Below are 26,161 nucleotides of genomic sequence, written 5' to 3'. Positions count from 1 at the left end.
ATTGGGCTTCGGCCCAATGATTTTTCTACTACAAAATTGATATACTATGAGAAAAAAATCCTTTTTTATTCCCCTTATGGCCCTGATGCTTCAGACGGCTCCGTTGCTTAAAGCACAGCAGCTAAACCCTTTGGGAGTCTGCTATGTGGAAGTGAACAACAACAATATGCTGAATGCAGGTTCTTATACATTACAGAACACCAACAGACAGCTTTTTGATGTTGCCATTATTTTTGCAGCGAATATCAACTATGATGTTTCCAAAAACCGTGCTTATATTTCAAATAATAACAACGTTACCAAAGTCCTGAATGATGTCAATACCTATGTAAAACCTTTACAGCAAAAAGGAATTAAAGTATTGCTGGATCTTTTAGGAAATCACCAGGGAGCCGGAATTTCTAATTTTCCAAACCGTGAAGCGGCAAAAGATTTTGCTCTGCAGGTGGCTCATACCGTTTATACCTATGGTTTGGATGGAGTAGACCTGGATGATGAATATGCAGGATACGGAAATAATGGAACCGGGCAGCCTAATAACAGCTCTTTTGTCATGCTTTTACAGGAATTGAAAGCAGCAATGCCAGATAAACTGATTACATTCTATTATTATGGTCCGGCTACGACAAGACAAACGTATAATGGAGACTTAGCAGGAAATTATATCAACTATACCTGGAATGCCATGTATAGTACCTACAACGCCCCTGTGGTTCCTCCTCTTGATAAAAGCAAAATTTCCGCTGCTGCAACCTGGATTCTTAATTCTAATTCAGGATCTACATCTGCTACAACACTTGCTAGTTTAGCAACCAGCACAAAAAATGATCAATATGGAGTGTTTATGTGGTATGATTTGGGGGGAACCGATGTTGCCAATTATCTGAGTACAGGTTCCAATATTCTTTACAACGAAAATACACTCTTAAGCGGACAATTATATTCATGGTCTCAGGGACAAAGCTGTGATCCGCCATTGGGACTGGATATTTCCAATGTAACAGGAACTTCAGCGAAACTAAACTGGACGTCGAACGCTTCCCAGTCTTATAATATTGATTACAAACCTGCGAATTCAACAGTATGGACGAACGCAGCCAATAATTATTCAGGAAATAATATTGTCATCAACAACCTTACCCTGAATACAGACTATGATTGGAGAATACAGTCTAACTGCTCTCCTACATTAACAAGTACTTATATTTTTGCACCAAGGTTTAACTCCGGAAGTGGCTGCACTACGCCATCAGGATTAACTTCCGGAAGTTTCCTTGGGAATACTGCTCAGTTATCATGGGATGCAGGAAATGCAACTTCATATACCCTGCAATATAAAACGACAGCAGCGACGACATGGTCTGAAATTCCGAATATTACAACCAACTCTTATTCATTGCAAAACCTTACGCCTAATACAGGCTATGTGTGGAAAGTACAGGCTTCATGTGCAGGAGGAACTACAAGTACCTATTCAGGAGAAGGGGCATTCAACAGCGGTTTTGCTCCAGTTACAAGTCCGGGTGCAAGATCTCTTTCTTTTAACGGAAGCACGCACTATCTTAACGCAGGACAATTTAACTTAAGCGGAAATGCGATGACATTCGAAGGATGGGTAAAAGTAAATGCTTTCAAAACAGGCTTCCCTTACATCTCATCAGTGATGGGTATTGAAGTAGGAGATAACAACTCCGCAATGCTGAGATTCGGAGATGGAAACCTGGCGAACAACAAACTTCAGTTTATCTTGAGTTTCGGGTCATCTCAGGTGAAATTGAATACGAATACAGCATTCAATACCAATACATGGTACCATATTGCAGCTACTTATGATGGTGCAGCGATGAAAATTTATGTCAATGGCATCCTTGATGCAAGCTTTGCAGTAACAGGTAACTTTGCAGCAAACGGTATTCTTTATCTGGGAAGAAATTATGATAATTCCCGTACAATCAATGGCTTCCTGGATGAATTCAGAGTTTGGAAAAAAGCATTGACACCACAGGAAATATTGAGCAACAGCTGTAATGTTCCTGCCAACTCTACGGGTCTTGAAGCCAACTGGAAAATGGATGAAGGAAGTGGCTTAGGAGCATTAGATGCTACGGCAAACACTCATTTTGCAACCCTGGTCAACATGACAGATACCAACTGGAGAACAGATGTTGCCTGTGCTTCTTCTCTTGCGGTGAAAGATGTTGAATCCGTAAAAGAGAGCAGCTCCGTTTATCCGAATCCTGTGAAACGAGGAAATGATATTCATTTTGCCATCAGCGACAACTCTGCCAATGAAGTGGCATTGTATGATGCATCAGGAAAACTGTTCAAAAAACAGAACATTAATCAAAATAATAACGCAGTCAATACACAAGATTTAATCAGTGGTACTTATATTTACAAGATTACATCCAAAAACAGTAAAGTGATATCAACAGGTAAAATTATTGTAAAGTAAGATTCAGATAATAAGATCATTATCAGAATTAATAATATAAAGTCTGAAATACAAAACAGACAGACAGGATATGTACTCCTGTTTGTCTGTTTTTTCAGTCACAGGGATGTCTTGAATTTAAAATAAAAAATAATGCAGAATATAGTAGGAATCGATATTGGAGGGTCACACATCACGCTGGCTCAGGTAGATCCGGAAAAACGTGAAATCATTTCTTCAACCTATGTAAGAGAACATGTAGATGCTTTTGAAAATAAAGAGGTTATTTTCACTGCATGGGTTTCAGCCATTGATAAAGTGGCTCATGATCTGGTAAAAGAAGATCTTTTAATCGGTATCGCAATGCCGGGACCTTTCGATTATGAAAAAGGAATATCGTTAATGCAGCAGGGAAAGTTCATTGATATCTATCAGGTGAATATCAAAGAAGAACTGGCAAAAAGATTGTCTGTTTCTCAGGAGCAGATACATTTTGTAAATGATGCGGCGGCCTTTATGGAAGGAGAAGTATTCGGAGGATGTGCTCAGGGATTCGACAGTGCTTTTGGAGTGACTCTCGGTACAGGATTGGGAACGACCTTTTTCAACGGAGAATTTGCTACCGATGAAGATTTATGGGATTCTCCTTTTAAAGATTCTATCAGTGAAGATTATCTGGCAACACGATGGTTTGTAAACCGCTACAAGGATTTGACAGGAGAAGAAATTTCAGGGACCAAAGATTTGTTGGATAAACCTACTGAAATACAGACCAGAATATTTGATGAATATGCAGATTCTTTCTCAGAATTTATCGTGAAATATGTAAATCATTACAAACCGGAAGTTTTAGTTATAGGAGGTAATATTGCGAAAGCCTATCCTCACTTTGAGCAAAGATTTATTCAGAATTTAACAAAGAATAATATTAACTTGCAGGTTAAAATTTCTGCCATATTTGAAGATGCAGCCATTCTTGGAGCTGCCAGCTATGCATTAAAAAAGCGTATATAAATTAACAAACGAAACGATACAATGAAGTTTATATTTTCTACTTGCTTACTGCTATTACAGGCCTGGGCCTTTGGGCAGAACATATCTCCCGTAGATTATGTGAATCCTTTGATGGGAACGCAGTCAAAACCTTCCTTATCCAACGGAAATACCTATCCGGCAGTCGGACTTCCATGGGGAATGAATATCTGGACCCCACAGACGGGTAAGATGGGTGATGGATGGGCGTATAGTTACGATGCAGATAAAATAAAAGGATTTAAACAGACGCATCAGCCTTCTCCATGGATGAATGATTATGGCGCATTTGCCATCATGCCGGGGGTGGGGAAAGTAAAATTTAAAGAAGACGACAGAGCGAGCTGGTTCAGCCATAAAGCTGAGGTTACCACCCCTTATTTCTACAGTGTATACCTTGCAGACATCAATGTAACTACAGAATTTACGCCTACGGAAAGAGCCTCTTATTTTAAATTTGATTTTCCAAAAACAGACAGTGCTTACATCGTTGTGGATGCATTGAACAAAGGTTCTTACATCAAAATTTTACCGAAAGAAAGAAAAATCCTGGGCTATACAACAAAATATTCTACCGGGAAATATGATAATTTTAAAAACTACTTCGTCGTTCAGTTTGATAAAGATTTTGAACTGACAAAAACCTGGAAAGACGATAAACTGGTTAATGATCAGTTAGAAATTACCAGCGATCATACAGGTGCTGTGGTAGGTTTTAAGCTTAAAAATAAAGAAACGGTGTATGCAAAAGTAGCCTCTTCATTCATCAGCTTTGAACAAGCAGAACTGAATCTTAAAAGAGAAATTGGAACCAAAAATTTTGAACAGGTAAAAACAGATGCTAAAAACATCTGGAACAAGACATTAGGAAAAATAGAGGTAAAAGGAGGAACAGATCAGCAGATGAGAACCTTTTACTCCTCTTTATACAGAACTTTGTTCTTCCCGCAAAAATTATATGAGATTGATGCCCAGAACAAAATAAAACACTGGAGCCCTTACAACGGTAAAATTGCAGATGGAAAAATGTTTGCAGGAACCGGTTTCTGGGATACCTTCCGTGCTTTGTACCCTTTCCTGAACCTAGTGTATCCAAGCATCAATGTAGAAATGCAGGAAGGATTGGCGAATGCTTACAAAGAAGGAGGATTCTTACCAGAGTGGAGCAGCCCTGGATATTCTGATATTATGATTGGAAATAATTCTGCATCCGTAGTGGCAGATGCTTATATCAAAGGACTTCGTGGATATGATACGGAAGCTCTTTGGCAGGCCGTAAAACACGGAGCGAATAATGCAGGCCCTATAGAAGCAGTTGGTCGTGCGGGAGTAGAATATTACAATACATTAGGCTATGTGCCTTACGATGTGAAGATCAATGAAAATGCAGCAAGAACATTAGAGTATGCATATGATGACTTTTCAATTTATCAGTTAGGAAAAGCATTAGGAAAACCCGCTTCTGAAATTGATATTTACAAGAAAAGAGCCTACAATTACAAAAATGTATTTGACAAGGAAACAGGCTTAATGCGTGGTAAAAATAAAGACGGTAATTTCCAGAAACCTTTCAATCCTTTCAAATGGGGAGATGCGTTTACAGAAGGAAACAGCTGGCATTACACATGGTCTGTTTTCCAGGATATTGATGGTCTGTCAGAACTCATGGGAGGAAAGAAGAAATTTGAAGCCAAATTAGATGAGGTATTCTCATTGCCACCGGTTTTTGATGACAGCTATTATGGAGGTGTTATTCACGAGATCAGAGAAATGCAGATCATGAATATGGGGCAGTATGCTCACGGAAATCAGCCTATTCAGCATATGATCTATCTGTATAACTATGCGGGATCACCTTACAAAACTCAATATTGGGCAAGACAGGTGATGAATAAACTGTATCACGCGACTCCTGATGGATATTGTGGAGACGAAGATAACGGGCAGACTTCTGCATGGTATATTTTCTCAGCCCTTGGATTTTATCCGGTGACGCCGGCAACAGATCAGTATGTATTAGGTGCACCTTTATTTAAAGAAGCTACCATTCACCTTGAAAATGGTAAGAAAATTGAAATAAAAGCTCCGGAAAACAATGCCGAAAATCTATACGTAAAATCATTGAACGTAAACCAGCAGCCTTACTCCAAAAACTGGTTGAGCCATAAAGAACTGATGAAAGGAGCTGTTTTAGACTTTAAAATGGACAACAAGCCTAATAAAGAAAGAGGGGCACAGGAAAAAGATTTTCCATATTCAATGTCAAAAGAAGAATCAAATAAATAATTTTAATTTAGAAATACAAACTGTATGAGTACAGAAAAAAAAGAAATATTCGACAGAGTAGAGAGCATGCTGCAGACACAAGGTTTTAACATCGCAGCAAAAGATGATACAAGACCATGGGGAGGGTTCTTTGTGATTGATGAAACACAGGCACAGGATTTTGCCAACCAGTATTTTGATGGCATTGATGTTGAAAACCTGAGAATAGGAGGGAAGCTTAGCCCAAAGATTCTTATCGTTGCTCCTGAAGCAAGATTAAGCTGGCAATATCACCACAGAAGAGCCGAAATCTGGCAGGTGGTAGAAGGAACTGTAGGCATCAAAAGAAGTGCAACAGATGAAGAAGGAGAATTAGGAGAATATGGTCCAAAAGATCAGGTGAAACTTCAGCAGGGAGAAAGACACAGGTTGATAGGTCTTGCAGGCTGGGGAATTGTAGCCGAAATCTGGCAGCATACCGATGCATCCAATCCTTCAGACGAAGATGATATCGTAAGAGTACAGGATGACTTTGGAAGATAAATAAAAAAAATCCGCTTCAATAGTGAAGCAGATTTTTTTATTAAGTAAGGAAGCTTGAGGCTGGAAGGAGGAAGCTACTGGAAGTTGTTAAAACTCATTGTTTTCTTCCATTACTCATACTGAATTTACAGGCTGATGCCAAAAAATAAACCTTATAGGTCTCCGAGACCTATAAGGTTTTGTTTATTCAGTTTTTATCTTATTGAAGATAAAAACTTTACTTGGTTGTAAATGCTTCAAGCTTCATTCCTCCAGCTTCCCGCATTAAAACGTCACATCCAATCCCACGTAGAAGTTAGCCTTCATAATTGGTGCATACACCATTCCTCCATCAAAATAATTTCCGAAAGGATTTTTAAAATCTACAATCGCATTTTTCTGATAATAAGAAGTCAGGTTTTCTCCTCCTACATAAGCTCTGATTTTTTTATTGAAATTTCTTGAGATCTGAGCATTAAGCACGGCGTAAGATTCAGAATACGTTGGTAACTGAAACTCTGTCGGATTCGTTGACGTATCAGGAAGTCTCTGCTTTCCGACCCAGTTTAAAGTCGTGTCAAAACTCCAGAATCCACCATTATTATTCTTGTTGGTTGAATACGCTAGGTTTACAAATCCTCTGTGCTTAGCCATAAAAGGAACTTCTCTTCTTCCTCCGATATAATCAGCCTGCACATCATAATACTTATAGGCAAGCCTTACATCAAAATTTTTGAAAGGAGTAAAATCCCACTGTGTTTGGAATGAATTCGCAAATGATTTACCATCCAGATTATAGAATGTCAACTGTTGAGGTGACTTGTCTAAATCTACCAATACCTGATCCTGGAAGTCTGTTCTGAAGAAGTCTGCAATAATGCTGGATTTTCTTCCGAATAGCTTAAATTCCTGTTGTAAGCTGGCACCATAGTTCCACGCGATTTCAGGTCTTAATCCATAAATATTTCCTCCGTTTGATAAAATATTAATCGCTCTGTTCGATGCAAAATACTGCTGGCTTTCCGCAAATACATTCGCTGTTCTGAATCCTCTTCCCGCAGAAAGTCTTAAAATAGTCTGGGGGGTAAAATCATACTTGAAATTTAGCCTTGGCGTAAACTGAGTTCCTGCCAGATTATGAAAATCTACTCTCGTTCCTGCTACCAATGTATATTTTAAGCCTGTTAAAGTATATTCGGCAAAAATTCCCGGTACAATTTCATTCCTTCTCAGGTCGTTCGTTAAATACGTTTCTTTATACCCATCATATAAGAAACTTGCACCAGCCTTATACTTATGATTGGTATTTCCGATGATGCTTTCAAAAATTAAATTGGAATAATAAGTTTGCTGCTGTCCTGCATAATTTCTCAATCCAAAGAAACTATCCTGCTGGTGATACACATATTGGTTCATCCAACCGATACTTTGGTAAGGTTTTCCTTTAAAAACATACCCCGTCTTATTCCAAACCTGGAATCTTGAAATATCAATTCCTACACCGTAAGGAGACTGCTTATCCTGAGCCAGTTTTTTATCGAAACCAACCTGTCCTGCAGTTCTTTCATCTCGGATAAAGTTAATACCGAAGTGAGATCCGAATCCAGACTTTTCAAGATCATTATAATTCAGCAAATAAGCGGCATTGATCTGTGTTCCTTTCGGTCTGTCAAGAAAACCGTCATCATTCATATCCGTGTTTCCGAATGTTCCGTTTCCGTGAAGAAGAAAAGTCTGTGACCATTTATCGTTGATGGGAGAAACATTGGTAATATTCACTTCAGCTCTTCCGTTGAAGTCAGAGAAAAGATTTAATGATGTTTCAGGAGCTTTTGCATTTTTCAAAAGCTCAGTGTTGATCTGTCCTGTGATACTTTCATACCCGTTGGTTACGGTACTTCCACCTTTTGTCAGCTGAATGCTTTCAATCCATCTTCCCGGAATAAAGTTTAGTCCGTACGCAGAAGCCAATCCTCTGATTTCGGGTAATTGCTCTTTCGTTAAGCTTGTGTATTTTTGATCCAGACCAAGCATTTTCAGCTGTTTTGTTCCTGTAACGGCATTGCTGAAAGAAACGTCAACGGTTGCATTGGTTTCGAAGCTTTCAGACAGATTACAACAAGCAGCCTTTAGCAGCTCTTTTTTATCAATATTAAAAACAAGCCCGGCTTCTTTTTTACTTAAAGCTGTTGCAGCCTTAGAACCTGTTACGACAACACCGTCAATGTTTTTTTCATGTTGAGAATGATCCTCTTTAGCGGGTGCAGTTTCATGGCCTTTATGATCTTCATGTTTTGCTCCTTCTTCATAATGTACTTTGGGATTAGCCTCACCAAAAGTAAAGTCTCTGTCATACAGACAACATCCCGGAAGCCCATTGTATACAGTATCTGAAGCCTTATATTTTTCATTATCATGACCCGCATCAGCAATTGCTTTTAAAATCTTATCCGACGAGGTTTTTGATGGATCAAAATTTAAGGTAACTGTTTGTTTCTCTGCATTCCATTCTGCAGTGTTGGCACCGGCATCTTTTGATGCTTTTTCAATTCTGGCTTTACATGAAGCACAGTTTCCTCTTACGTAGAACTCGTTTTCTTTTTTAGCGGAAACATTAGCATCTGCATGGTGCTCATGATGAGGTTCTGCCTGTGAAAGCTGTGCATCTCTGTCGTAATGACAACATCCCGGAAGTCCTTCATAGGTAGTGTCAGAAGCTTTGAATTTTTCGTTATCATGACCTGCTTCAGCTACTTTCTTTAGAATATCATCGGTAGATGCCTTGTCTGTTTCTAACGTTAATGTCTGAAGATCAACAGAGTATACTGCTGTTTTTGCACCTGCTTTTTTAGCTGCACTTTCAATTCTTGTTTTGCACATTTCGCAGTTCCCTTTTACCTTGAACTGGTTTTTTGAAAGTGTTTGAGCAGATATAAATTGTGTAAATAGGAATAATGCACCAAGTATAAACCTGGAAATATGTAATTTCATTTTGTTTAAAGTTTAAATTAATTAAAAAACAGTCCATTAAGTAGTATAATGAACGCGCGATATTTTAATTAACCTATCTTGGGCGGCTGCCAGATTTCCTTTAAACTATCTGAAAGATAAGGATCTGAATATTGAAACTGAGGATTCTTATTCGCTTTGTAATAAGACAGTTCCAGACGTAAGTTTTTTGAGAAAGGAGTTTCAATAAAGGTATAGCAGGCAATACATGATGAACAGCAGTCGTCATTACATGATTTTGTTTTGTCGTCCTTACTTCCTTCTTTTGAAGAATGATTTTTGCAGCAGTCACTTTTTTTCGAAGATTCTGCTTTACAGCATGTTTCCTGCATCCCTTGCGCATAGAAGTTATCCTTGGGAATTAAAAAAACTCCCAAGCAAAACACGATTGCAAGTATGTGAAACAGCTTCATTTCTGCAAAAATACAAAATTTATGGCAAAGGATCACCAACTTTTAGAGAACAGCTGTGCCATGGTGCTCCATGTGCTGGGTTTAATTTCGGTTTTTCGCCCATAGCGAGGTTTTGTGCAGCGGGTGCCGGAGCTGGAGTTGTCTGTATTACATTTTGAGCTGGCTGAGCGGCTGGAGCCGGTTTACTGCTTAATGGCTGTCCTACCGCAATATCACATCGGTGTCCCGGCTGCCCGTGTGGAGGATTCATTCCTGGAGCTGTCTTTACTTGTTTTCCGGAGTTATCAATTGCGACTTTTCCTGGTGACATTGCATTAGGATCAATCTGGATGACCTTATTTCCGCCTGTGTTTATATTTTGTGGCGCAGGAGTGGCTGCAGGAGCACTATTCAAGGGCTGTCCCACCTGAATATCGCATCGGTGTCCGGGTTGTCCATGTGGAGGATTCATACCAGGTGCAGTAGCCATTGGAGCCGGAGCGGGGGTAGATTGAATGCCTGCCTGGTCCATCAGGGCTGTTTTTGAGGTGGTATTAAGAGCTACGTTGGGCTGTCCAGCGTTGGCTTCTTCTTTTAAATAAGTTGCTTTTTCATCTTTTTTACAAGATGCAGCTAATAGTGATACGGTGATCAAACCTATAAATGTATTCTTCATATCCATGGGTATGAAACAAAATTAGCAAAACATTTTCAATTGTTTTGCTAATTTTATATTTATAATTCGATTTTCGGATTAATTTTTCACCAAAAGTCTGAATCCTTCTCCGTGAACGTTGATAATTTCTAATCCTTCGTCATCTTTTAATAATTTACGAAGCTTTGCAATATACACGTCCATACTTCTTGCTGTAAAGTAATTTTCCTTTTTCCAGATCTTTCTTAAAGCAAGATCTCTAGGCATGAAATCATTTCTATGGATGCAAAGAAGCTTCAATAATTCATTTTCTTTAGGAGAAAGCTTGTATTCTTTATCACCTACTTTCAATTGTCTCAACATAGAGTCAAAGAAAATATTGCTGATCTTGAACTGCTCCTGCTCTTCATTTTCCAATGTAGAACTTCTCTGAAGAATAGCCTTTATTTTGTATAAAAGAAGCTCTGTATCAAAAGGCTTGGTGATATAATCATCAGCGCCCAACTGATAGCCTTTCAAAATATCTTCTCTCATATTTCTTGCGGTAAGGAATATGATTGGGGTATTTTTATCAATCTTTTTTACATCTTCAGCCAATGAAAATCCGTCTTTTTTTGGCATCATTACGTCGAATATGCAGATGTCGAATTCATTTTCCGTGAATTCTTTAAGTCCCTGCTCTCCATCAATGGCAAGTGTTACTTCAAAATTATTGATTGTCAAATAATCTTTAAGCACCGCCCCGAAACTCTGATCGTCCTCTACTAATAATATTCTGTTGCTCATAACTTTTAATAATTAATAATTAACAATTAAGAATGAACTTTCTCACTCTATCTTCTATATTTTGATATTTGGTTTAATTTTTCATAATTGATGAATGGAAAATGATAATTGATTTTGAAATCGGCCTTTTATCATTTATGGTTTATCATCGATCATTGATATTCTTTTCTAGCTCATCGGTAGTTTTATCGTGAACGTACTTCCTTTTCCTTTATAAGATTCTACGATAATCTCTCCTTTGTGCAGTTCTACAATTTTCTTGACGTAGGAAAGTCCTAATCCCTGTCCTTTTACATTGTGAATATTTCCGGTTTCCTCTCTGAAGAATTTTTCGAAAATTTTGGTTTTATTTTGCGTATCCATTCCCATTCCTTTGTCGGAAATCTGAATGACATACCAGTGGCCTTCATTTTTGGTTTCCACATGTATTTCCGGTGCTTCTGGAGAATACTTATTGGCATTATCCAGCAGGTTGACCAGCATATTTGAGATATGGAATTCGTCTATTTTAAAAATATAATGAGTGGCATTGAACTTCTGGGTAAGGGTTCCGTTTCTTTGCTGTACAATCAGATTGAAGGATTCCGTTGTTTTTTTAATCAGTTCTCTTACATTGGCTTCTTTTAAAAACAATTCTACTTCATTTCTTTCAAGCTTAGACATATTCAGAATGTTTTCCACCTGCTTTTTCATCCTTAAGTTTTCCTGCTTGATCAGCTCCGAGTAATATTTTACTTTATCTGGATTGGTTGCAATCTTATCATTAGCCAAAGAATCTGTTGCTACAGAAATAGTTGCCAGAGGTGTTTTAAACTCGTGGGACATATTGTTGATGAAATCTGTTTTTACTTCAGCAAGCTTTTTCTGCCTCATCATATAATTGATGGAAATAATATAAATCCCAAGAATAGTAAGAAGAGAAAGGAATGTTCCCAGCAGCATCGGCCAGTTGTTCATCGCCAGAGAATATTCTTTTTTAGGGAAAACCAGTGCGAGACTGTATAGCGTATTTTTTTTATCAGCAAAAAGAGGAAAACTATAGATATTACTGTCTTTTTTCTCTTTGTATGCCTTATTTACAATGCTTGTCAGTTTGTTGCTGCGGTCTAGAACTCCATATCCGAACTTGGCAGTGATACCTCTTATTTTAAGTTCTTTAGCAATGACTGAATCAAGTGTTTTAGGATCTACTCTTTTGGTGATAGGAAGGTTGTTTCCATATACTTTCACAAACTCTTTCATGGAGTAGTCTCCAGTCTCAATCTCCTGATTGATGTCTGTGGTAAGAAGTTCACGATTGGTAGTGTCTCTTTTTATTTTGTAGGCCGCTTCGTCTGTATATAAAGTAGTCAGCTTGATAGAATCTCCTTTTTGAGAAATCGGAAGCTGTGTTTTTTCAATAATATTTTTGGAATAGATAATCTGTCTCTGAGTACCGGAGTCTTCCACCTGTTGAATGGTCGTTAAGGAAGGCTGTTTGCTGTTGGCAATAATATTTTTTCTGAAATCTTTATAATCCTGATTCAGGTATTTGTCTGCCTCAATTTCTTCAATACTTTTTGAAGTACTTTCCAAAACCGCATACACTTTATTTGAAAAATCCTGTTCCAGTACACCGTAATAGCCTTTCAACCAATAAAATTGGAGCGTCACAAAGACAATCAGTGAGATTGTCATAAACACTGAAATTATTGGGATGAATTTGTTATTCATTATTTAATTATATATGTTTTCGAAAGATGAATGTTAAAATTAATTGTTTTAAGACTACATAAACAAAAAACGAGCCAAAAAATTGTTTTATTTTTCTTAAAAGAGTGTTTTTTAACAATTATTTATGAATTATCTTTTACTTGTCATATGAAAAGTCCCACGCAGTAAATAAAATGCTAACTTTATTAAAAATAATTATTTATGGAATCTAATATCATTTTCAACAAAGATTTTGAAGAGCTCAGTATTTATGTCATGAAGATTTATAAAGCTGATCCTTCAACGGTGTGGAACTATTTTACCAAAGCTGAATTATTGGATCAATGGTGGGGCCCAAAACCTTGGAAATGTGAAACGATACATCAGGATTTCAGGGAAGGAGGAACCTGGATGTATACGATGATAGGTCCAAACGGAGAAAAAGGACCTATGTATTCTCAATCTGAATACGGAGAAATTAGAGAACATCGAAGTCTTGACTGGATGAGCGGTTTCTGCGATGAAAAAGGAAACATCAATGAAGATTTTCCAAGGTCAAAATGGCTGATCGGCTTTACCGGAGTGGAAGAGGGTACCAAAGTGACCATTAATATCCATTACCATTCTCAGGAAGTTATGAAAAAGATATTGGATATGGGATTTGAAGGTGGTTTTAGTATGGGCTTAAATCAGCTTGAGGAAATTTTACAATCATAAGATGATGAAGCTAAGAATAGTAAATTTAATCTCAATAGTCTAAAATATAAAAGCTTGGAAATATCCAAGCTTTATTTTTATATCAATTCTTCTTCCTGAAAATACTGAATAATTGCCTTTTTCATAAGCAATGACTGCTCATTGGGCTTCAATTCCGGAAGTCCTTCCAGTTTCTCAAACTGAGGCCATCCGTCTTCATAGTGTGTGAATTTATAATATCCAAAAGGTTCAAGTAATCTGCAGACTGCAATGTGAATCAGGTTCACTTTGTCTTCTTTTGTATATTTCTGCTGGCCGCTTCCCAGTTCCTGTAGCCCGATCAGAAATAAAAGGGTTTCAATGGGAGGGTTCTTTTCAGTCTGGAAGTTGTCTTCGAAAAACTGTTCTATTTTTTTCCAATATTCGGACTCGTTCATAACGTATTAAATAATAAATGATCGTTGATAAATGATAAAGCAACTACTTTAGCATTTTTCTATTAAATAGTAAATAATAGCAATTGAAATAAAAACTACTACTATCTACCCTGTATTTGAAAATTAATGAAGATAATATGAAAGCTATTTTTTATCAATTTTTAACAAAAACGCATACTCTAAAGCATCTTCTTTCAATGATTCAAATCTTCCGCTGGCACCTCCATGCCCGGAGCTCATGTCAGTTTTAAAAACTAAGATGTTATCGTTTGTTTTTAGTTCTCTCAGTTTTGCAGTCCATTTTGCAGGCTCCCAATACTGTACCTGAGAATCATGGAATCCTGTCGTGATCAGCATATGTGGATAATCTTTTGCCTCTACATTATCATAAGGAGAGTAGTCTTTCATATAATGATAATATTCTTTATCATTTGGATTTCCCCATTCGTCATATTCTCCGGTGGTCAAAGGAATAGTGTCATCCAGCATCGTACTCACAACATCCACGAAAGGAACCTGTGCTACAATTCCGTTGAATAACTGAGGCTCATAATTAACTACAGCTCCTACCAACAATCCTCCGGCACTTCCTCCCATCGCATATAGATGCCTTGATGAAGTATAATTTTCTTTGATTAAATATTTTCCTGCATCTATAAAGTCAAAGAACGTATTTTTCTTGAACAACATTTTTCCATCCTCATACCATTCTCTTCCCAAATATTCTCCACCACGGATGTGAGCGATAGCATAAATAAATCCTCTGTCAAGGATAGATAATCTTACATTTGAAAAACTAGCATCTACAGTGTGCCCATAACTTCCATATCCATATAGAAGAAGTGGAGTGTCAGCCGATTTTTTGGTGTCTTTGTGATAGACTAATGAAATTGGGATTTTTGTCTCTCCATCTCTAGAGTCTGCCCATATTCTTTCTGAAATATAATTTTCAGGGAAAAATTGCCCACCCAGTACTTCCTGTTGTTTTAGAAGTTTGGTGGTCTTTTCCTTCATATCGTACTCATAAGTGGAGCTAGGCTGTGTAAGGGAGGTATAACCGTAACGTAAAATCTCAGTATCAAATTCCATGTTGATTCCTATATAAGAAGTATAGGTAGGATCAGAGAAAGGTAAATAATAAGATTCCTGAGTCTTTTCATCAATGATTTTGATCTGAAGCAGTCCTCTTTCTCTTTCCTCTAGTACCAGATAATCTTTGAAAATTTCAAAACCTTCCAATAAAACTTCTGCACGGTGTGGGATAACATCTACCCAGTTTTCCATACCACAGTTGTTGATCTTGGTTTTTACGATCTTGAAATTGATAGCATCATCAGCATTGGTAATAATGTAGAATTCATCTTCGTAATGCTCTACAGAATATTCAAGGTCGTCTATTCTTGGCTGGATCACTTTCCATTCTGCAAATACATTGTCAGAAGGGATGAAATGATGCTCATCAGAAATAGTACTTGAACTTGCAATAAAAATATATTGCATTGATTTTGTTTTGAATACATTGACGTCAAAAGTATCATCCTTTTCATGAAAGATCAGAACATCTTCTGAAGAGTCTGTTCCCAGCTGATGTCTGTATACCTGAAATGCACGAAGACTTTTATCTTTTCTGATATAAAAAACGTGTTGATTATCATTGGCCCAGACAGCTTTTCCTGTGGTATTAGGAATTGTATCCTGAAGTATTTCCCCTGTCTTTAAGCTTTTAAAGTTGAGTGTATAAATTCTTCTTCCTACATTGTCTGAAGAAAAAGAGGCAAGTTCATTATTAGGACTTACGGCCAGACTTCCTACTTCAAAGAAATCCTGACCGTCTGCTAAAATATTAACGTCAAGTACAATTTCCTCTTCGTTGTCTAGGCTTTTATGTTTTCTGCAGAAAATAGGATATTCTTTCCCTTCTTCATAGCGTACAATATACCAGTAACCATTAAAGAAATAGGGAAGAGACTCATCATCCTTTTTATAGCGGGCTTTCATCTCTTCGAAAAGCTCTTCCTGAAGAGTTTCCGTATCTTTCATGATGAATTCTTCGTAGGCATTTTCTTCTTCAATATACTTGATGACTTCGGGGTTTTCCCTTTCGTTCAGCCAAAAGTAATTATCAACTCTTTTATCGCCGTGTATTTCTAATATTTGTTCTATTTTTTTTGCCTGTGGAGCTTTCATCCGTCTATTTTAATTTTTTATTGAGTAGGATCTGTCTTTATACTTTTCTTCTGAAAGTAAGTGATTTACACAGAGATCTCATTCAATGTTAATTTTCGTTCAAATTTAGGTAAAAAAAAACCATCTTTCCTTTATCGAAAAGACGGTTGATAGTATTTTTATAGTAAAGACTATTTGTGAAGTGCTTTAATATACTTTTCCAGAGCCATTGTCATGGAAGGAGTTTCCTTCGTAGGCGCCATTAAATCTACTTTTAATCCTGCTTCTTCTGCAGCGGCCAAAGTCGTGTTTCCAAAAACACCGATCTTTGTTTCCTCTTGCTTGAAGTCAGGGAAGTTTTGTTGTAGCGATTTGATTCCTTGTGGACTGAAGAAGATCAACATGTCATAATCTTTGGCGTTGATATCAGTAAGGTCGCTGCATACAGTACGGTACATAATTGCTCTTGTCCAGTCTACATTAGATGCATCCATGGTTTTTACAGTATCCGAACTTAGAACATCTGAAGATGGCAACAGATATTTTTCAGTTGGGAATTTTTTGAAAAGAGGAAGCAGGTCTGAAAAGTTTTTCTCCCCAAAGCTGATTTTTCTTTTTCTGTATACAATATGTTTTTGAAGGTAGTTGGCAATTGCTTCCGACTGGCAGATATATCTCATTGTATCTGGAACGGCAAAACGCAGTTCTTCTGCTAGTCTGAAGTAATGGTCAATCGCATTTTTACTGGTAAAAATAATACCGGTATACTGCGTCAGATCTATTTTCTGTGTTCTGAGCTCTTTATTGTCAACCCCTTCGACGTGGATAAAAGGACGGAAATCAATCTTTATTTTTTCCTTCTTCGCTATATCCAAGTATGGAGAAGACTCACTAGGCGCTGGTTGAGAAACCAATATAGACTTTATTCTCATCATTGACATTTATTAAAAAAATAACAACTTCCAAAGCAATAATAATGGTGTGATTTGGAGGGTGCAAATATACAAAAATTTATAATACCATTTCTCGGGAAGAATCTTGTTCTTGTGAAATAAGTAGAAAAAAACTTTGAAAATGAATACAAAAGAAAAGAAGCATAAATAATAAAAAAACATTTTATTTCTATCTATGGGAAAGTAATAGTGGGTTACACAAAGAATTATTAGCAAAAAAGAAAGAATGAAATAAAATTTTGTGGAGGTAAAATAAAAAATAGTCCATTTTTTTCCATCCCCTATACTTTGATAAAATAAAAAACCTAATGTTGATTTTATTAAATAAAAAAACAGCACTGCCAGCAAAGTATACCCAAATTTATTAAGCTGATACCCGAAAAGCTGAAGATCGGCAATATACTTCGGAACAATAGGAATATACTGTGAAATTAATATAGACAGCGTAAGTGTAGTTACGCATGAAGTGATAATCCAGCTGGGAAGGTTATTGCTGGCATCAAAATATTTCTGAAGCAGGAAATCTTTGAGACTGGCATCCCTTTCTATGATGTTCATCATAAAAACATATAAAAATATGCAGCCCACGAGGATAAAAATTACCCAGTCATTATTCTCAGGTATTCTTACATGATTGATGAAGTGTTGTGATGATGGCAAAATTTAAGCTTTTTTATTTATTATTTAACTTCAGATAACACAACCCGGCATAGATTTTCCTATCACCTGATCTATGAATTTGCAGCTAAAATACTTACTCTTATCGATTTTACGGAGTGTTCAGATCTGTTCAATACAAGTTTCTGATCCATCCGCTTAATCCTTGGTAAATATTTTTGCAAAATTATAGATTATTTTGTATAAAATAAAAAGGTTAAATAAACTATCTTTGCAAACTGAAATGAAAAAGCTCGTCATTATCCCAACATATAACGAAAAGGAAAATATTGAAAATATTATTTCCGCGGTTTTTGCAATGGATGACGACTTTCATATCTTGGTAGTGGACGATACCTCTCCGGATGGAACAGCAGAGATTGTAAAAGAATTGCAGAAGAAACATCCACACTATCTGCACCTGTCGATAAGACATGTGAAAGATGGATTGGGAAAGGCATATATCCATGGATTTAAATGGGCTCTCGAAAATAAATACGATTATATTTTTGAGATGGATGCAGATTTTTCCCATAATCCAACTGATCTCCCAAAGCTGTTTGAAGCATGCATCAATGCGGACATGGCCATCGGTTCTCGTTACTCAAAAGGAGTAAACGTTGTCAACTGGCCTATGGGAAGAGTATTGCTGTCCTATTTTGCCTCAAAATATGTAAGATTTGTTCTAGGCCTTCCTATTCATGATACTACTGCAGGATTTGTCTGCTTTTCAAGAAAAGTGTTGGAAGAAATAGGACTGGATAATGTGAAGCTGAAGGGCTACGGATTCCAGATAGAAATGAAATTCAGAACTTTTAAAAAAGGGTTCAGAATTGTAGAAGTTCCTATTATATTTACCAATAGAATTTTAGGGGAAAGTAAAATGAACGGTGGAATTATCCATGAAGCCGTTTTTGGAGTATTAAACCTAAAATGGAAATCAATCATCAATAGATTATGAAAAAGCTGATCTTTATTTTTGTTTTGATAAGTCTGTTTTCGTGTACCGATTATATTGATAAGCCTAAAAATCTGATCGATAAAAGCATGATGGCGGAAATTATTGCAGATCTTTCGATCAACGATCAGGCTATCTACGTGTATCCAGACAAAAATATGGAAGCAGGGACGAGAGCTGTTCTCAAGTCATATAAAGTAAAACCTGATGACTTCGTTGGAAGTTTCAAATACTACGTAATTAAAGAAGAAATGGATGGGATCGCCAACGATGCACAGGAAATATTGGTGAAAAAAGACCCTAAAGCAGATAAATATATAAAGGATAAACTGAAACAGAATGGCGTTGTCATACCTTTAGTAAGGTAAAAACGATATGGAGCTGTTATCCGAAAAGAAATCACTGATAAAAACGGTGAATTAAAAAAGTATAGAGATGAAATTTTTTAATATAGAAAAAACCTCTGAAGGGAAAGCAAGAGCAGGGGAAATTACCACAGATCACGGGAAGATTCAAACTCCTATTTTTATGCCTGTGGGAACTGTAGCAAGTGTAAAAACAGTTCATCAGAGAGAATTAAAAGAAGACATTAAAGCTCAGATTATTCTGGGAAATACTTATCACCTTTACCTTCGTCCGGGAATGGAGACGATGCAGGATGCAGGTGGTTTACATAAATTCATGAACTGGGACCTTCCTATCCTTACCGATTCAGGAGGTTTTCAGGTATTTTCACTAGCCAGCAGCAGAAAAATGACAGAAGAAGGTGCGAGATTCAAATCTCATATTGACGGAAGTTATCATATGTTCTCTCCAGAAAGATCAATGGAGATTCAAAGACAGATCGGAGCTGATATTTTCATGGCTTTTGACGAGTGTACTCCTTATCCTTGTGAATATAACCAGGCAAAATCATCTATGGAGCTTACGCACCGTTGGTTGAAAAGATGTATTGAATGGACAAATAATAATCCTGAATTATACGGATACAAGCAAAGACTTTTCCCGATTGTTCAGGGATCAACCTATTCTGACCTTAGAAAAATTTCTGCAGAAGTAATTTCTGAAGCAGGAGCAGAAGGAAATGCGATTGGAGGACTTTCCGTTGGAGAGCCTGAAGAAGAAATGTACAGAATCACGGATGAAGTTACTGATATCCTTCCGAAAGACAAACCAAGATATCTGATGGGAGTAGGAACACCATGGAATATCCTTGAGACTATCGGACTGGGAATTGATATGATGGATTGCGTAATGCCAACAAGAAATGCAAGAAATGCAATGCTTTTCACGTGGCAGGGGGTGATGAATCTTAAAAATGAAAAATGGAAGCGCGACTTTTCGCCTTTGGATGAATTTGGGACCAGTTTTGTAGACCGTGAATATTCAAAAGCGTATCTTCGTCACCTATTTGTATCTAAAGAATATCTCGCAAAACAGATTGCTTCGATTCATAATCTTGCATTCTATCTTGATTTAGTAAAAGTAGCCAGAGAACATATCATTGCAGGAGATTTCTACGAATGGAAAAAATCTGTAGTGCCGGTTCTTAGACAAAGACTATAATAAACTATGCTTAAAATTGTAGACAGATATATCATTAAAAAATACCTTGGAACTTTCAGTTTCATGTTAGTGCTATTGTCTATAGTCGTATTGGTAATCGATGTTCAGCAGAAGATTCCAAGGATAGAAAATGCCAAAGCTATAGATCCGAAGCTGGATCTGATGTATTTCCTGGTTCATTTTTATCCTTTCTGGATTATTAATCTTGTGGTGACCTTCCTTTCTATTCTGGTATTTATTTCTGTGATTTATTTTACCTCCAGGATGGCAAATAATACTGAAATTGTTGCTATTATCAGTAGTGGAGCTAGTTTTCACAGGTTTTCCAAACCCTATCTGCTTACATCCATTTTTATTGGTTTGATTGCTCTTGTGGTGTATCATATGGTGCTGCCATGGGCCAATATCAAGAAAAATGAATTGGAAGCATATACTTATAACGCTGCCAATAAAGAAAAGATCTTAGGAACAGCTCCAGCTTCTTCACAGCTGAGCAAAACAGAATATATCTTTGTCGATTCCTGGAATAAACGAGAAAAAAGAGGGTCGAGCTTTGTCTATCAGAAATTTGATAAAGATAGAAAAATGGTTTATGAGCTGAAAGCAAGTGAAGTATATTGGGATAAGCTTAAAAAACAGTTTGTTTTAAATAATTATTTAGAAAAAACCATCAATAAAGACAATACCGAAAAGCTAAATAACGGAATAGAATTAAGGAAAAATTACGGGCATTCACCCGAAGAGCTTTTTCCTAATGAGCTTTTGGGACAAAATAAAACCACACCCGAACTTCTGAAATTTATTGAAAGAGAAAAGGCAAGAGGAAACAGTAACCTGAACTCCTATCTGAATGAGCTTCACCAAAGAACATCCATGCCTGCTTCCATCATTATTCTGACATTTCTGGCACTTTCCCTGTCATCACAAAAGAAAAGAGGAGGATTGGGAGTCAATCTTGCGATAGGGATCTCATTGGCCTTTATTTTCGTCTTTTCATTTGAAGCCCTAAAAGTGGTTTCGGAAAATAAAAGTTTGTCTCCAGCGGTGGCCATGTGGCTGCCAAATATGGTGTTCTTGCCACTTACGCTCTATCTTTATATCAAAAGAGCCAATCAATAATTAGTAGAGTAATTTTACTTCCTTGTGATAAAAGGAATGCATCCCGTCTTCCAGTTCGATCCAAAGTTTACCTTGCTCATCTACATTTCGGATGATGCCATTTTGTCGTGCTTTTTCAATTTCAAAGACAGAGATCAGATCCTTTCTGAAAAGATTTTCATTGAATCCATCCAGAATTTCCTTGTCGGAAGGAATGCTTTTTAGTTTTTCAGACAAAAACTCATGAAGATTTAATGCAAGATCCTCAAGGTCGAATACGACGCCTGTTTGTGTGAAAAGTGAGCCAGCATTGGATATTTCATCAAAATTTTCCTGAAGAATATTAATTCCTGTCCCTATGATGAAATAATTATTTTGATTAATTTTTTTCTTTTCTATTAAAATTCCAACGATTTTTTTACCTTTAAGGATAATATCATTCGGCCACTTAATTTTTACCTCTGAGTCAGACAATTTGGCAAGGAAATCCCGGACAATCATTGCGGTATAATAATTGAGCATAAAATCAGAGCACAAGATGTCCTGAGTATTCACTGCCAGCGTATAAGCCAGGTTTTTTCCGGCAGTCGGAGTCCAGACATTTCCATACTGACCACGACCTTTAGTTTGATTAAAAGTATGCAATCCTATAAAATTTGCATTTTCATAAAGTAAAAACTTTGATATTTCGTCATTAGTAGAAGAACATTCTTTCAGGTAGAAGAGTTGACTCATTTAAGAAAACTTTAAGACATTAAGAGGGTAAAAGTAAGGTTAAAGTAAAGAAAAAACAATAAATTTGCAGATTATAGTATTTTTTTAATGAATAAGACAGCAGAAAAACAAGCGTTAATAGATAAAATCGTTGAAGCTATCCAGGATGTAAAAGGAGAAGACATTATGATCTTCGATCTTTCAAACATCGAAAACTCCGTGGCAGAAACGTTCGTGATATGTAGTGGAAACTCGAATACACAGGTATCTGCACTCGCAGGAAGTGTTGAGAAGAAAGTAAGAAACGAACTGCAAGACAGACCTTGGCACGTAGAAGGTACTGAAAATGCAATGTGGGTATTGGTAGATTACGTCTCAGTGGTAGTTCATATATTTCAAAAAGAAGTACGAGAGTACTATGATATAGAAGAGCTTTGGGGTGACGCAGTCATTACCAAAATTGAAAATGAATAATAAAAATTTAAAAAGTCTAAATGAATAATAAAGGGTTCAACTGGTTCTTTCCAATTGCAATCATAGCTCTTTTGCTATTTTTTGGCTCCAATTTCCTTGGAGGTGATAGTGCAAAATCTATTGATGAGGATGGTTTTTTTAGAGAAATGCAGGCGGGGAAAGTCCAGAATGTAATTATATACAAAGACATAGAGAAAGCTGATGTTTTCCTAACAAAAGAAGCAAAATCGGCAATGGTTTCCAAAACCGGGAAAGAAAATAACCCTCTTTCTGCCTTTGAAATGGCTCCTAAAGCAGATTTTTCTGTGAAATATGGAGACCTTCAACTTTTCCTTCAGAAATTTGAACAGATTAAAGTCACCAATCCTGCGATTAAAACAAGCAAAGACTACGGAACGGGCAAAAGCGCGTTGATGGACATCTTAGTGCCTGCTTTAGTTTGGATTACGATTTTGGGATTATTCTACTTCCTGCTTTTCAGAAAGATGGGCGGAGGCGGAGGTCCTGGTGGACAAATCTTCTCTATTGGAAAATCTAAGGCTAAGCTTTTTGACGAAAAAGAAAGAATTCAGGTAACATTCAAAGATGTTGCTGGGTTGGAAGGTGCTAAAGAAGAAGTTCAGGAGGTTGTAGATTTCTTGAAAAACTCTGAAAAGTATACCAAACTGGGAGGTAAAATTCCTAAAGGAGTTCTTTTAGTAGGCCCTCCGGGAACAGGTAAGACGTTATTGGCAAAAGCTGTTGCGGGTGAAGCCAAAGTTCCGTTCTTCTCCCTTTCAGGTTCTGATTTCGTTGAAATGTTTGTTGGGGTTGGAGCTTCAAGAGTAAGAGACCTTTTTGCTCAGGCTAAAGCAAAATCTCCGGCGATCATCTTTATCGATGAGATTGATGCTATCGGACGTGCAAGAGGAAAAAATAATTTCTCTGGCGGGAACGATGAAAGAGAAAATACCCTGAACCAGCTTCTTACTGAGATGGATGGTTTTGGAACAGACGTCAATGTAATTGTAATGGCGGCTACCAACAGAGCAGATATTCTTGATAAAGCATTAATGAGAGCAGGGCGTTTCGACCGTTCAATCTATGTAGATCTTCCGGAATTGCATGAAAGAAGAGATATCTTTGATGTTCATTTGAAGAAAATCAAGCTTGATGATAATGTAGACAGAGATTTCTTAGCAAAACAAACTCCTGGATTCAGTGGAGCAGATATTGCTAATGTTTGTAATGAAGCAGCTTTGATTGCAGCCAGATATAATCATAATTCTGTTACAAAACAGGATTTCCTGGATGCAGTAGACAGAATCATTGGAGGTCTTGAAAAGAAAAATATGGCTATCAAACCATCTGAAAAGAAAAGAGTGGCTTATCATGAGGCAGGTCACGCTACGATCTCTTGGTTGGTAGAACATGCATCACCACTTTTAAAGGTAACCATTGTTCCAAGAGGACGTTCTCTAGGGGCAGCATGGTATCTTCCGGAAGAAAGACAGCTTACAACGACTGAGCAGATGCTTGACGAGATGTGTGCCACCTTAGGAGGTAGAGCAGCAGAGCAAGTGATTTTCAACAATATTTCTACAGGAGCACTTTCTGATCTTGAAACAGTAACGAAGAGAGCTCAGGCAATGGTTACAATCTACGGATTGAGCCCGAATATTGGAAATATCTCTTACTATGACAGTTCAGGACAGTCTGAATACTCTTTCGGAAAACCTTATTCTGAAGAAACTGCTACAAAAATTGATGTAGAGATCAAATCGATTATTGAAAATCAGTATGAAAGAGCGGTAAGAATTCTTGAGGAAAATAAAGATAAGCTTGATGCTTTAGCGAATAAATTGCTAGAAAAAGAAGTGATCTTCCGTGAAGACCTGGAAGACATATTCGGAAAGAGAGCTTGGGATCCTGAATTGACAGAGAAACCTGTTACCAATACTATCCCTGAAAAAGAGGTAGTAATGGAAACACCTCAGATTAAAGAAAAAGAAGAAGAAAGCGAAATACAGGCTCCAGAAAGTCCAACACAGCTTTAAGACTCTTAAAAAAAATAGAATTAAATAAACCTGACAACTTCAAAATTGTCAGGTTTTTTCATATTTAAAGAGATATTTAGGACACTATTGTAATTTATTTTCTATTTTTGTATAAAGTTGACTAAAAATAGATTAAGTTGAATTTATTCAAGAGGATTGTAAGCAAACTTACCAACCAGCCTGAAGAAGAGGATAAACAGAGCCTGGAGAAGCTAGGGGATTCGCTGAAAAATGCGGATCTTGACTATAAGTTTGCGCAATTATTTACGCATTCGGGGGGATTTTTTAATTATTGTGCAGATGAAGCGGAGGCTCTACAAACTTTAAATCAAATTATCAAAATAGAAGGTGCTCACAACCTTTTCTGCTGGGACAAAGAACTTCAGAACTTTTTGAACGTTGTGAAGACTTCTTATACTTCAGAGCTGCAGCAATCTAATGATGCTGCATTCATCACCTGTGAATACCTGATTGCCTATGATGGCAGAATCATGCTTTCGCATAATAATATCCTTCATTATCATTCTTCAAGGCTGCCGGATAAGATTATTATCATGGCCAATGTTTCTCAGATTGTAAACAATCTGAACGATGCCATGGGGAAAATAAAAAGAAACGGAAATATCAAGAACCTTACTTCTATCAGCGGAAGCCAGTCAAAAATGGATAGTTCTTCCAACTCCAATACAAAACTGTTTTTATTGCTGCTTGAAGATTAAGCAACCACTTCTAAATTTTAAATTTTGGATAAAAATCTCATTCAAAGAACCGTATCAGGTATCGTCTATATAGCCGTCATTATTCTTTGCTCAACGCCGCTGGGAGCAGAACTGCTGAACAGCATTGCACCCGGACTTATCAAACAGCAGTATCTTTATTATGGATTAATAAGTTTGTTGCTGGTGGTGGGAACCTGGGAATGCGTCAAAATCATGAAGTTTGGGAATGGCTATGAAAAATGGGTTGTATTCCCACTGGTCATTTTTATATTCTATATTTTTTCCAAAAGATATTTTAATCATGATTTCTTTTTCGATTTCAGACTTAGCGAAATATTAGCCCTGGCCCTTATTGGAATAGCTGTGGTTACTTTATTCAAATATCCCAACGAATTATACTTCGATAGCGGGAAACTGATTTTTACCGTTATTTACGTAGCGCTTCCATTCAGTTTTGCACTAGGACTGCCAAAGTTCTCCAGCTATAATGAAAATTTCTCATTAGAGGTTCTTTTCCTGTTTGTCCTGATTTGGAGCAGTGATACCTTTGCTTATTTGGTAGGAAAGTTCTTTGGTAAGCATAAAATGGCCCCTAAAATCTCCCCTAAAAAAACTTGGGAAGGATATGCAGGCGGTGTTGTCTTGACACTGGTTCTATCGTACTTTATTGAACATTATCAGCCAGAGTTAAGAGGAAATTGGATGATCGTAGGATTTTTGGTTGCTGCCTTTGCTCCGTTAGGGGATTTGGTAGAAAGCCAATTGAAAAGAAATTTCGGTGTGAAAGACAGTGGAAACATCATTCCAGGACATGGAGGAGTTTTAGATAGACTGGATAGTTTTATTATCTGCGTTCCTGTCGTATATTTGTACTTTATTTTAGAAAAATTTATTTAGTCT

Annotated in this window: 23 protein-coding genes; 13 read left to right on the top strand and 10 right to left on the bottom strand. The window is 37.0% G+C overall.

Translation table 11 applies throughout. From position 1 onward, the window contains the following. Positions 1-46: 46 nt before the first annotated feature. The 4 genes from C1634_RS01545 to C1634_RS01530 all read left to right on the top strand — a co-directional run bounded on the left by C1634_RS01545 (position 47) and on the right by C1634_RS01530 (position 6,274). Positions 47-2,455 carry an endo-beta-N-acetylglucosaminidase H gene (locus tag C1634_RS01545; protein ID WP_103231110.1) on the top strand — a complete coding sequence of 803 codons (2,409 nt, stop codon included), beginning with the start codon at positions 47-49 and terminating at the stop codon, positions 2,453-2,455. A 132-nt stretch (positions 2,456-2,587) separates the two neighbouring features. After that, positions 2,588-3,448: an ROK family protein gene (locus C1634_RS01540; protein WP_103231109.1), complete on the top strand. Its 861-nt coding sequence runs from the start codon at positions 2,588-2,590 to the stop codon at positions 3,446-3,448. A gap of 21 nt (positions 3,449-3,469) precedes the next feature. Then, the gene (locus C1634_RS01535; RefSeq protein WP_103231108.1) at positions 3,470-5,752 is read left to right on the top strand and encodes a GH92 family glycosyl hydrolase; all 2,283 of its coding nucleotides are present in this window, start codon (positions 3,470-3,472) and stop codon (positions 5,750-5,752) included. Between the two features lie 24 nt (positions 5,753-5,776). Beyond that, positions 5,777-6,274: a cupin domain-containing protein gene (locus C1634_RS01530; RefSeq protein WP_103231107.1), complete on the top strand. Its 498-nt coding sequence runs from the start codon at positions 5,777-5,779 to the stop codon at positions 6,272-6,274. Positions 6,275-6,538: 264 nt separating this feature from the next. On the opposite strand, the gene C1634_RS01525 is transcribed toward C1634_RS01530, so the two are convergent. The 5 genes from C1634_RS01525 to C1634_RS01505 all read right to left on the bottom strand — a co-directional run bounded on the left by C1634_RS01525 (position 6,539) and on the right by C1634_RS01505 (position 12,808). After that, on the bottom strand, positions 6,539-9,244 hold the full coding sequence (locus C1634_RS01525) for a TonB-dependent receptor domain-containing protein (RefSeq protein WP_109737808.1): 2,706 nt from the start codon (positions 9,242-9,244) through the stop codon (positions 6,539-6,541). Between the two features lie 68 nt (positions 9,245-9,312). Then, positions 9,313-9,648, bottom strand: a complete 336-nt coding sequence (locus tag C1634_RS01520) for a hypothetical protein (protein WP_228409964.1) — start codon at positions 9,646-9,648, stop codon at positions 9,313-9,315. Between the two features lie 46 nt (positions 9,649-9,694). Beyond that, positions 9,695-10,336, bottom strand: coding sequence for a hypothetical protein (locus C1634_RS01515; protein WP_103231105.1), 642 nt, complete (start codon positions 10,334-10,336; stop codon positions 9,695-9,697). 72 nt (positions 10,337-10,408) lie between these two features. Then, a complete protein-coding gene (locus tag C1634_RS01510) occupies positions 10,409-11,095 on the bottom strand; it encodes a response regulator transcription factor (protein ID WP_103231104.1) in 687 nt (228 codons plus the stop codon). 168 nt (positions 11,096-11,263) lie between these two features. Continuing rightward, the gene (locus C1634_RS01505; RefSeq protein WP_109737807.1) at positions 11,264-12,808 is read right to left on the bottom strand and encodes a sensor histidine kinase; all 1,545 of its coding nucleotides are present in this window, start codon (positions 12,806-12,808) and stop codon (positions 11,264-11,266) included. Positions 12,809-13,009: 201 nt separating this feature from the next. Here C1634_RS01505 and C1634_RS01500 point away from each other — a divergent pair, with 201 nt between their 5' ends. Continuing rightward, positions 13,010-13,504 carry an SRPBCC family protein gene (locus tag C1634_RS01500; RefSeq protein WP_103231103.1) on the top strand — a complete coding sequence of 165 codons (495 nt, stop codon included), beginning with the start codon at positions 13,010-13,012 and terminating at the stop codon, positions 13,502-13,504. A 77-nt stretch (positions 13,505-13,581) separates the two neighbouring features. On the opposite strand, the gene C1634_RS01495 is transcribed toward C1634_RS01500, so the two are convergent. The 4 genes from C1634_RS01495 to C1634_RS01480 all read right to left on the bottom strand — a co-directional run bounded on the left by C1634_RS01495 (position 13,582) and on the right by C1634_RS01480 (position 17,699). Further along, positions 13,582-13,920: a hypothetical protein gene (locus C1634_RS01495; protein WP_103231102.1), complete on the bottom strand. Its 339-nt coding sequence runs from the start codon at positions 13,918-13,920 to the stop codon at positions 13,582-13,584. Between the two features lie 144 nt (positions 13,921-14,064). Then, a complete protein-coding gene (locus C1634_RS01490; protein ID WP_103231101.1) occupies positions 14,065-16,107 on the bottom strand; it encodes a S9 family peptidase in 2,043 nt (680 codons plus the stop codon). 170 nt (positions 16,108-16,277) lie between these two features. After that, entirely contained in the window at positions 16,278-17,018 is a 741-nt protein-coding gene (locus tag C1634_RS01485) for a uroporphyrinogen-III synthase (protein WP_109737905.1), read from the bottom strand. Between the two features lie 12 nt (positions 17,019-17,030). Beyond that, positions 17,031-17,699, bottom strand: coding sequence for a DUF4271 domain-containing protein (locus tag C1634_RS01480; RefSeq protein ID WP_103231099.1), 669 nt, complete (start codon positions 17,697-17,699; stop codon positions 17,031-17,033). A gap of 241 nt (positions 17,700-17,940) precedes the next feature. On the opposite strand from C1634_RS01480, the gene C1634_RS01475 reads away from it, so the two are divergent. The 4 genes from C1634_RS01475 (at position 17,941) to C1634_RS01460 (ending at position 21,339) form a co-directional block, all read left to right on the top strand. After that, the gene (locus tag C1634_RS01475; protein ID WP_103231098.1) at positions 17,941-18,657 is read left to right on the top strand and encodes a polyprenol monophosphomannose synthase; all 717 of its coding nucleotides are present in this window, start codon (positions 17,941-17,943) and stop codon (positions 18,655-18,657) included. After that, positions 18,654-19,022, top strand: coding sequence for a DUF4296 domain-containing protein (locus C1634_RS01470; RefSeq protein ID WP_103231097.1), 369 nt, complete (start codon positions 18,654-18,656; stop codon positions 19,020-19,022). Before C1634_RS01475 ends, C1634_RS01470 begins: the two co-directional genes overlap by 4 nt. Positions 19,023-19,089: 67 nt before the next feature. Beyond that, positions 19,090-20,220 carry a tRNA guanosine(34) transglycosylase Tgt gene (gene tgt / locus C1634_RS01465; RefSeq protein WP_103231096.1) on the top strand — a complete coding sequence of 377 codons (1,131 nt, stop codon included), beginning with the start codon at positions 19,090-19,092 and terminating at the stop codon, positions 20,218-20,220. 6 nt (positions 20,221-20,226) lie between these two features. Continuing rightward, positions 20,227-21,339 carry an LptF/LptG family permease gene (locus C1634_RS01460; protein ID WP_109737806.1) on the top strand — a complete coding sequence of 371 codons (1,113 nt, stop codon included), beginning with the start codon at positions 20,227-20,229 and terminating at the stop codon, positions 21,337-21,339. On the opposite strand, the gene C1634_RS01455 is transcribed toward C1634_RS01460, so the two are convergent. Beyond that, the gene (locus C1634_RS01455) at positions 21,340-22,053 is read right to left on the bottom strand and encodes a biotin--[acetyl-CoA-carboxylase] ligase (protein ID WP_103231094.1); all 714 of its coding nucleotides are present in this window, start codon (positions 22,051-22,053) and stop codon (positions 21,340-21,342) included. An 87-nt stretch (positions 22,054-22,140) separates the two neighbouring features. On the opposite strand from C1634_RS01455, the gene rsfS reads away from it, so the two are divergent. From rsfS to C1634_RS01435, 4 genes are all read left to right on the top strand, one after another. Then, on the top strand, positions 22,141-22,506 hold the full coding sequence (rsfS, locus tag C1634_RS01450; protein WP_103231093.1) for a ribosome silencing factor: 366 nt from the start codon (positions 22,141-22,143) through the stop codon (positions 22,504-22,506). Between the two features lie 20 nt (positions 22,507-22,526). Beyond that, positions 22,527-24,542 carry an ATP-dependent zinc metalloprotease FtsH gene (gene ftsH, locus C1634_RS01445; RefSeq protein WP_103231092.1) on the top strand — a complete coding sequence of 672 codons (2,016 nt, stop codon included), beginning with the start codon at positions 22,527-22,529 and terminating at the stop codon, positions 24,540-24,542. A gap of 137 nt (positions 24,543-24,679) precedes the next feature. After that, positions 24,680-25,261, top strand: coding sequence for an LUD domain-containing protein (locus C1634_RS01440; RefSeq protein ID WP_165835248.1), 582 nt, complete (start codon positions 24,680-24,682; stop codon positions 25,259-25,261). A 24-nt stretch (positions 25,262-25,285) separates the two neighbouring features. Then, positions 25,286-26,158 carry a phosphatidate cytidylyltransferase gene (locus tag C1634_RS01435; RefSeq protein WP_109737804.1) on the top strand — a complete coding sequence of 291 codons (873 nt, stop codon included), beginning with the start codon at positions 25,286-25,288 and terminating at the stop codon, positions 26,156-26,158. Positions 26,159-26,161: the final 3 nt, after the last annotated feature.

It is taken from the genome of Chryseobacterium viscerum, assembly GCF_002899945.2.
GTDB lineage: Bacteria > Bacteroidota > Bacteroidia > Flavobacteriales > Weeksellaceae > Chryseobacterium > Chryseobacterium viscerum.
Note: the sequence above shows the minus strand (reverse complement) of the source record. Positions and strands in the feature narration are given on the sequence as shown.

Bases quoted from the DNA above. Each gene is read 5' to 3' on its own strand.
- C1634_RS01545 (WP_103231110.1), top strand. From the start codon at position 47: ATGAGAAAAAAATCCTTTTTTATTCCCCTTATGGCCCTGATGCTTCAG.
- C1634_RS01540 (WP_103231109.1), top strand. From the start codon at position 2,588: ATGCAGAATATAGTAGGAATCGATATTGGAGGGTCACACATCACGCTG.
- C1634_RS01535 (WP_103231108.1), top strand. From the start codon at position 3,470: ATGAAGTTTATATTTTCTACTTGCTTACTGCTATTACAGGCCTGGGCC.
- C1634_RS01530 (WP_103231107.1), top strand. From the start codon at position 5,777: ATGAGTACAGAAAAAAAAGAAATATTCGACAGAGTAGAGAGCATGCTG.
- C1634_RS01525 (WP_109737808.1), bottom strand. From the start codon at position 9,244: ATGAAATTACATATTTCCAGGTTTATACTTGGTGCATTATTCCTATTT.
- C1634_RS01515 (WP_103231105.1), bottom strand. From the start codon at position 10,336: ATGGATATGAAGAATACATTTATAGGTTTGATCACCGTATCACTATTA.
- C1634_RS01510 (WP_103231104.1), bottom strand. From the start codon at position 11,095: ATGAGCAACAGAATATTATTAGTAGAGGACGATCAGAGTTTCGGGGCG.
- C1634_RS01505 (WP_109737807.1), bottom strand. From the start codon at position 12,808: ATGAATAACAAATTCATCCCAATAATTTCAGTGTTTATGACAATCTCA.
- C1634_RS01500 (WP_103231103.1), top strand. From the start codon at position 13,010: ATGGAATCTAATATCATTTTCAACAAAGATTTTGAAGAGCTCAGTATT.
- C1634_RS01495 (WP_103231102.1), bottom strand. From the start codon at position 13,920: ATGAACGAGTCCGAATATTGGAAAAAAATAGAACAGTTTTTCGAAGAC.
- C1634_RS01490 (WP_103231101.1), bottom strand. From the start codon at position 16,107: ATGAAAGCTCCACAGGCAAAAAAAATAGAACAAATATTAGAAATACAC.
- C1634_RS01485 (WP_109737905.1), bottom strand. From the start codon at position 17,018: ATGAGAATAAAGTCTATATTGGTTTCTCAACCAGCGCCTAGTGAGTCT.
- C1634_RS01475 (WP_103231098.1), top strand. From the start codon at position 17,941: ATGAAAAAGCTCGTCATTATCCCAACATATAACGAAAAGGAAAATATT.
- C1634_RS01470 (WP_103231097.1), top strand. From the start codon at position 18,654: ATGAAAAAGCTGATCTTTATTTTTGTTTTGATAAGTCTGTTTTCGTGT.
- tgt (WP_103231096.1), top strand. From the start codon at position 19,090: ATGAAATTTTTTAATATAGAAAAAACCTCTGAAGGGAAAGCAAGAGCA.
- C1634_RS01460 (WP_109737806.1), top strand. From the start codon at position 20,227: ATGCTTAAAATTGTAGACAGATATATCATTAAAAAATACCTTGGAACT.
- C1634_RS01455 (WP_103231094.1), bottom strand. From the start codon at position 22,053: ATGAGTCAACTCTTCTACCTGAAAGAATGTTCTTCTACTAATGACGAA.
- rsfS (WP_103231093.1), top strand. From the start codon at position 22,141: ATGAATAAGACAGCAGAAAAACAAGCGTTAATAGATAAAATCGTTGAA.
- ftsH (WP_103231092.1), top strand. From the start codon at position 22,527: ATGAATAATAAAGGGTTCAACTGGTTCTTTCCAATTGCAATCATAGCT.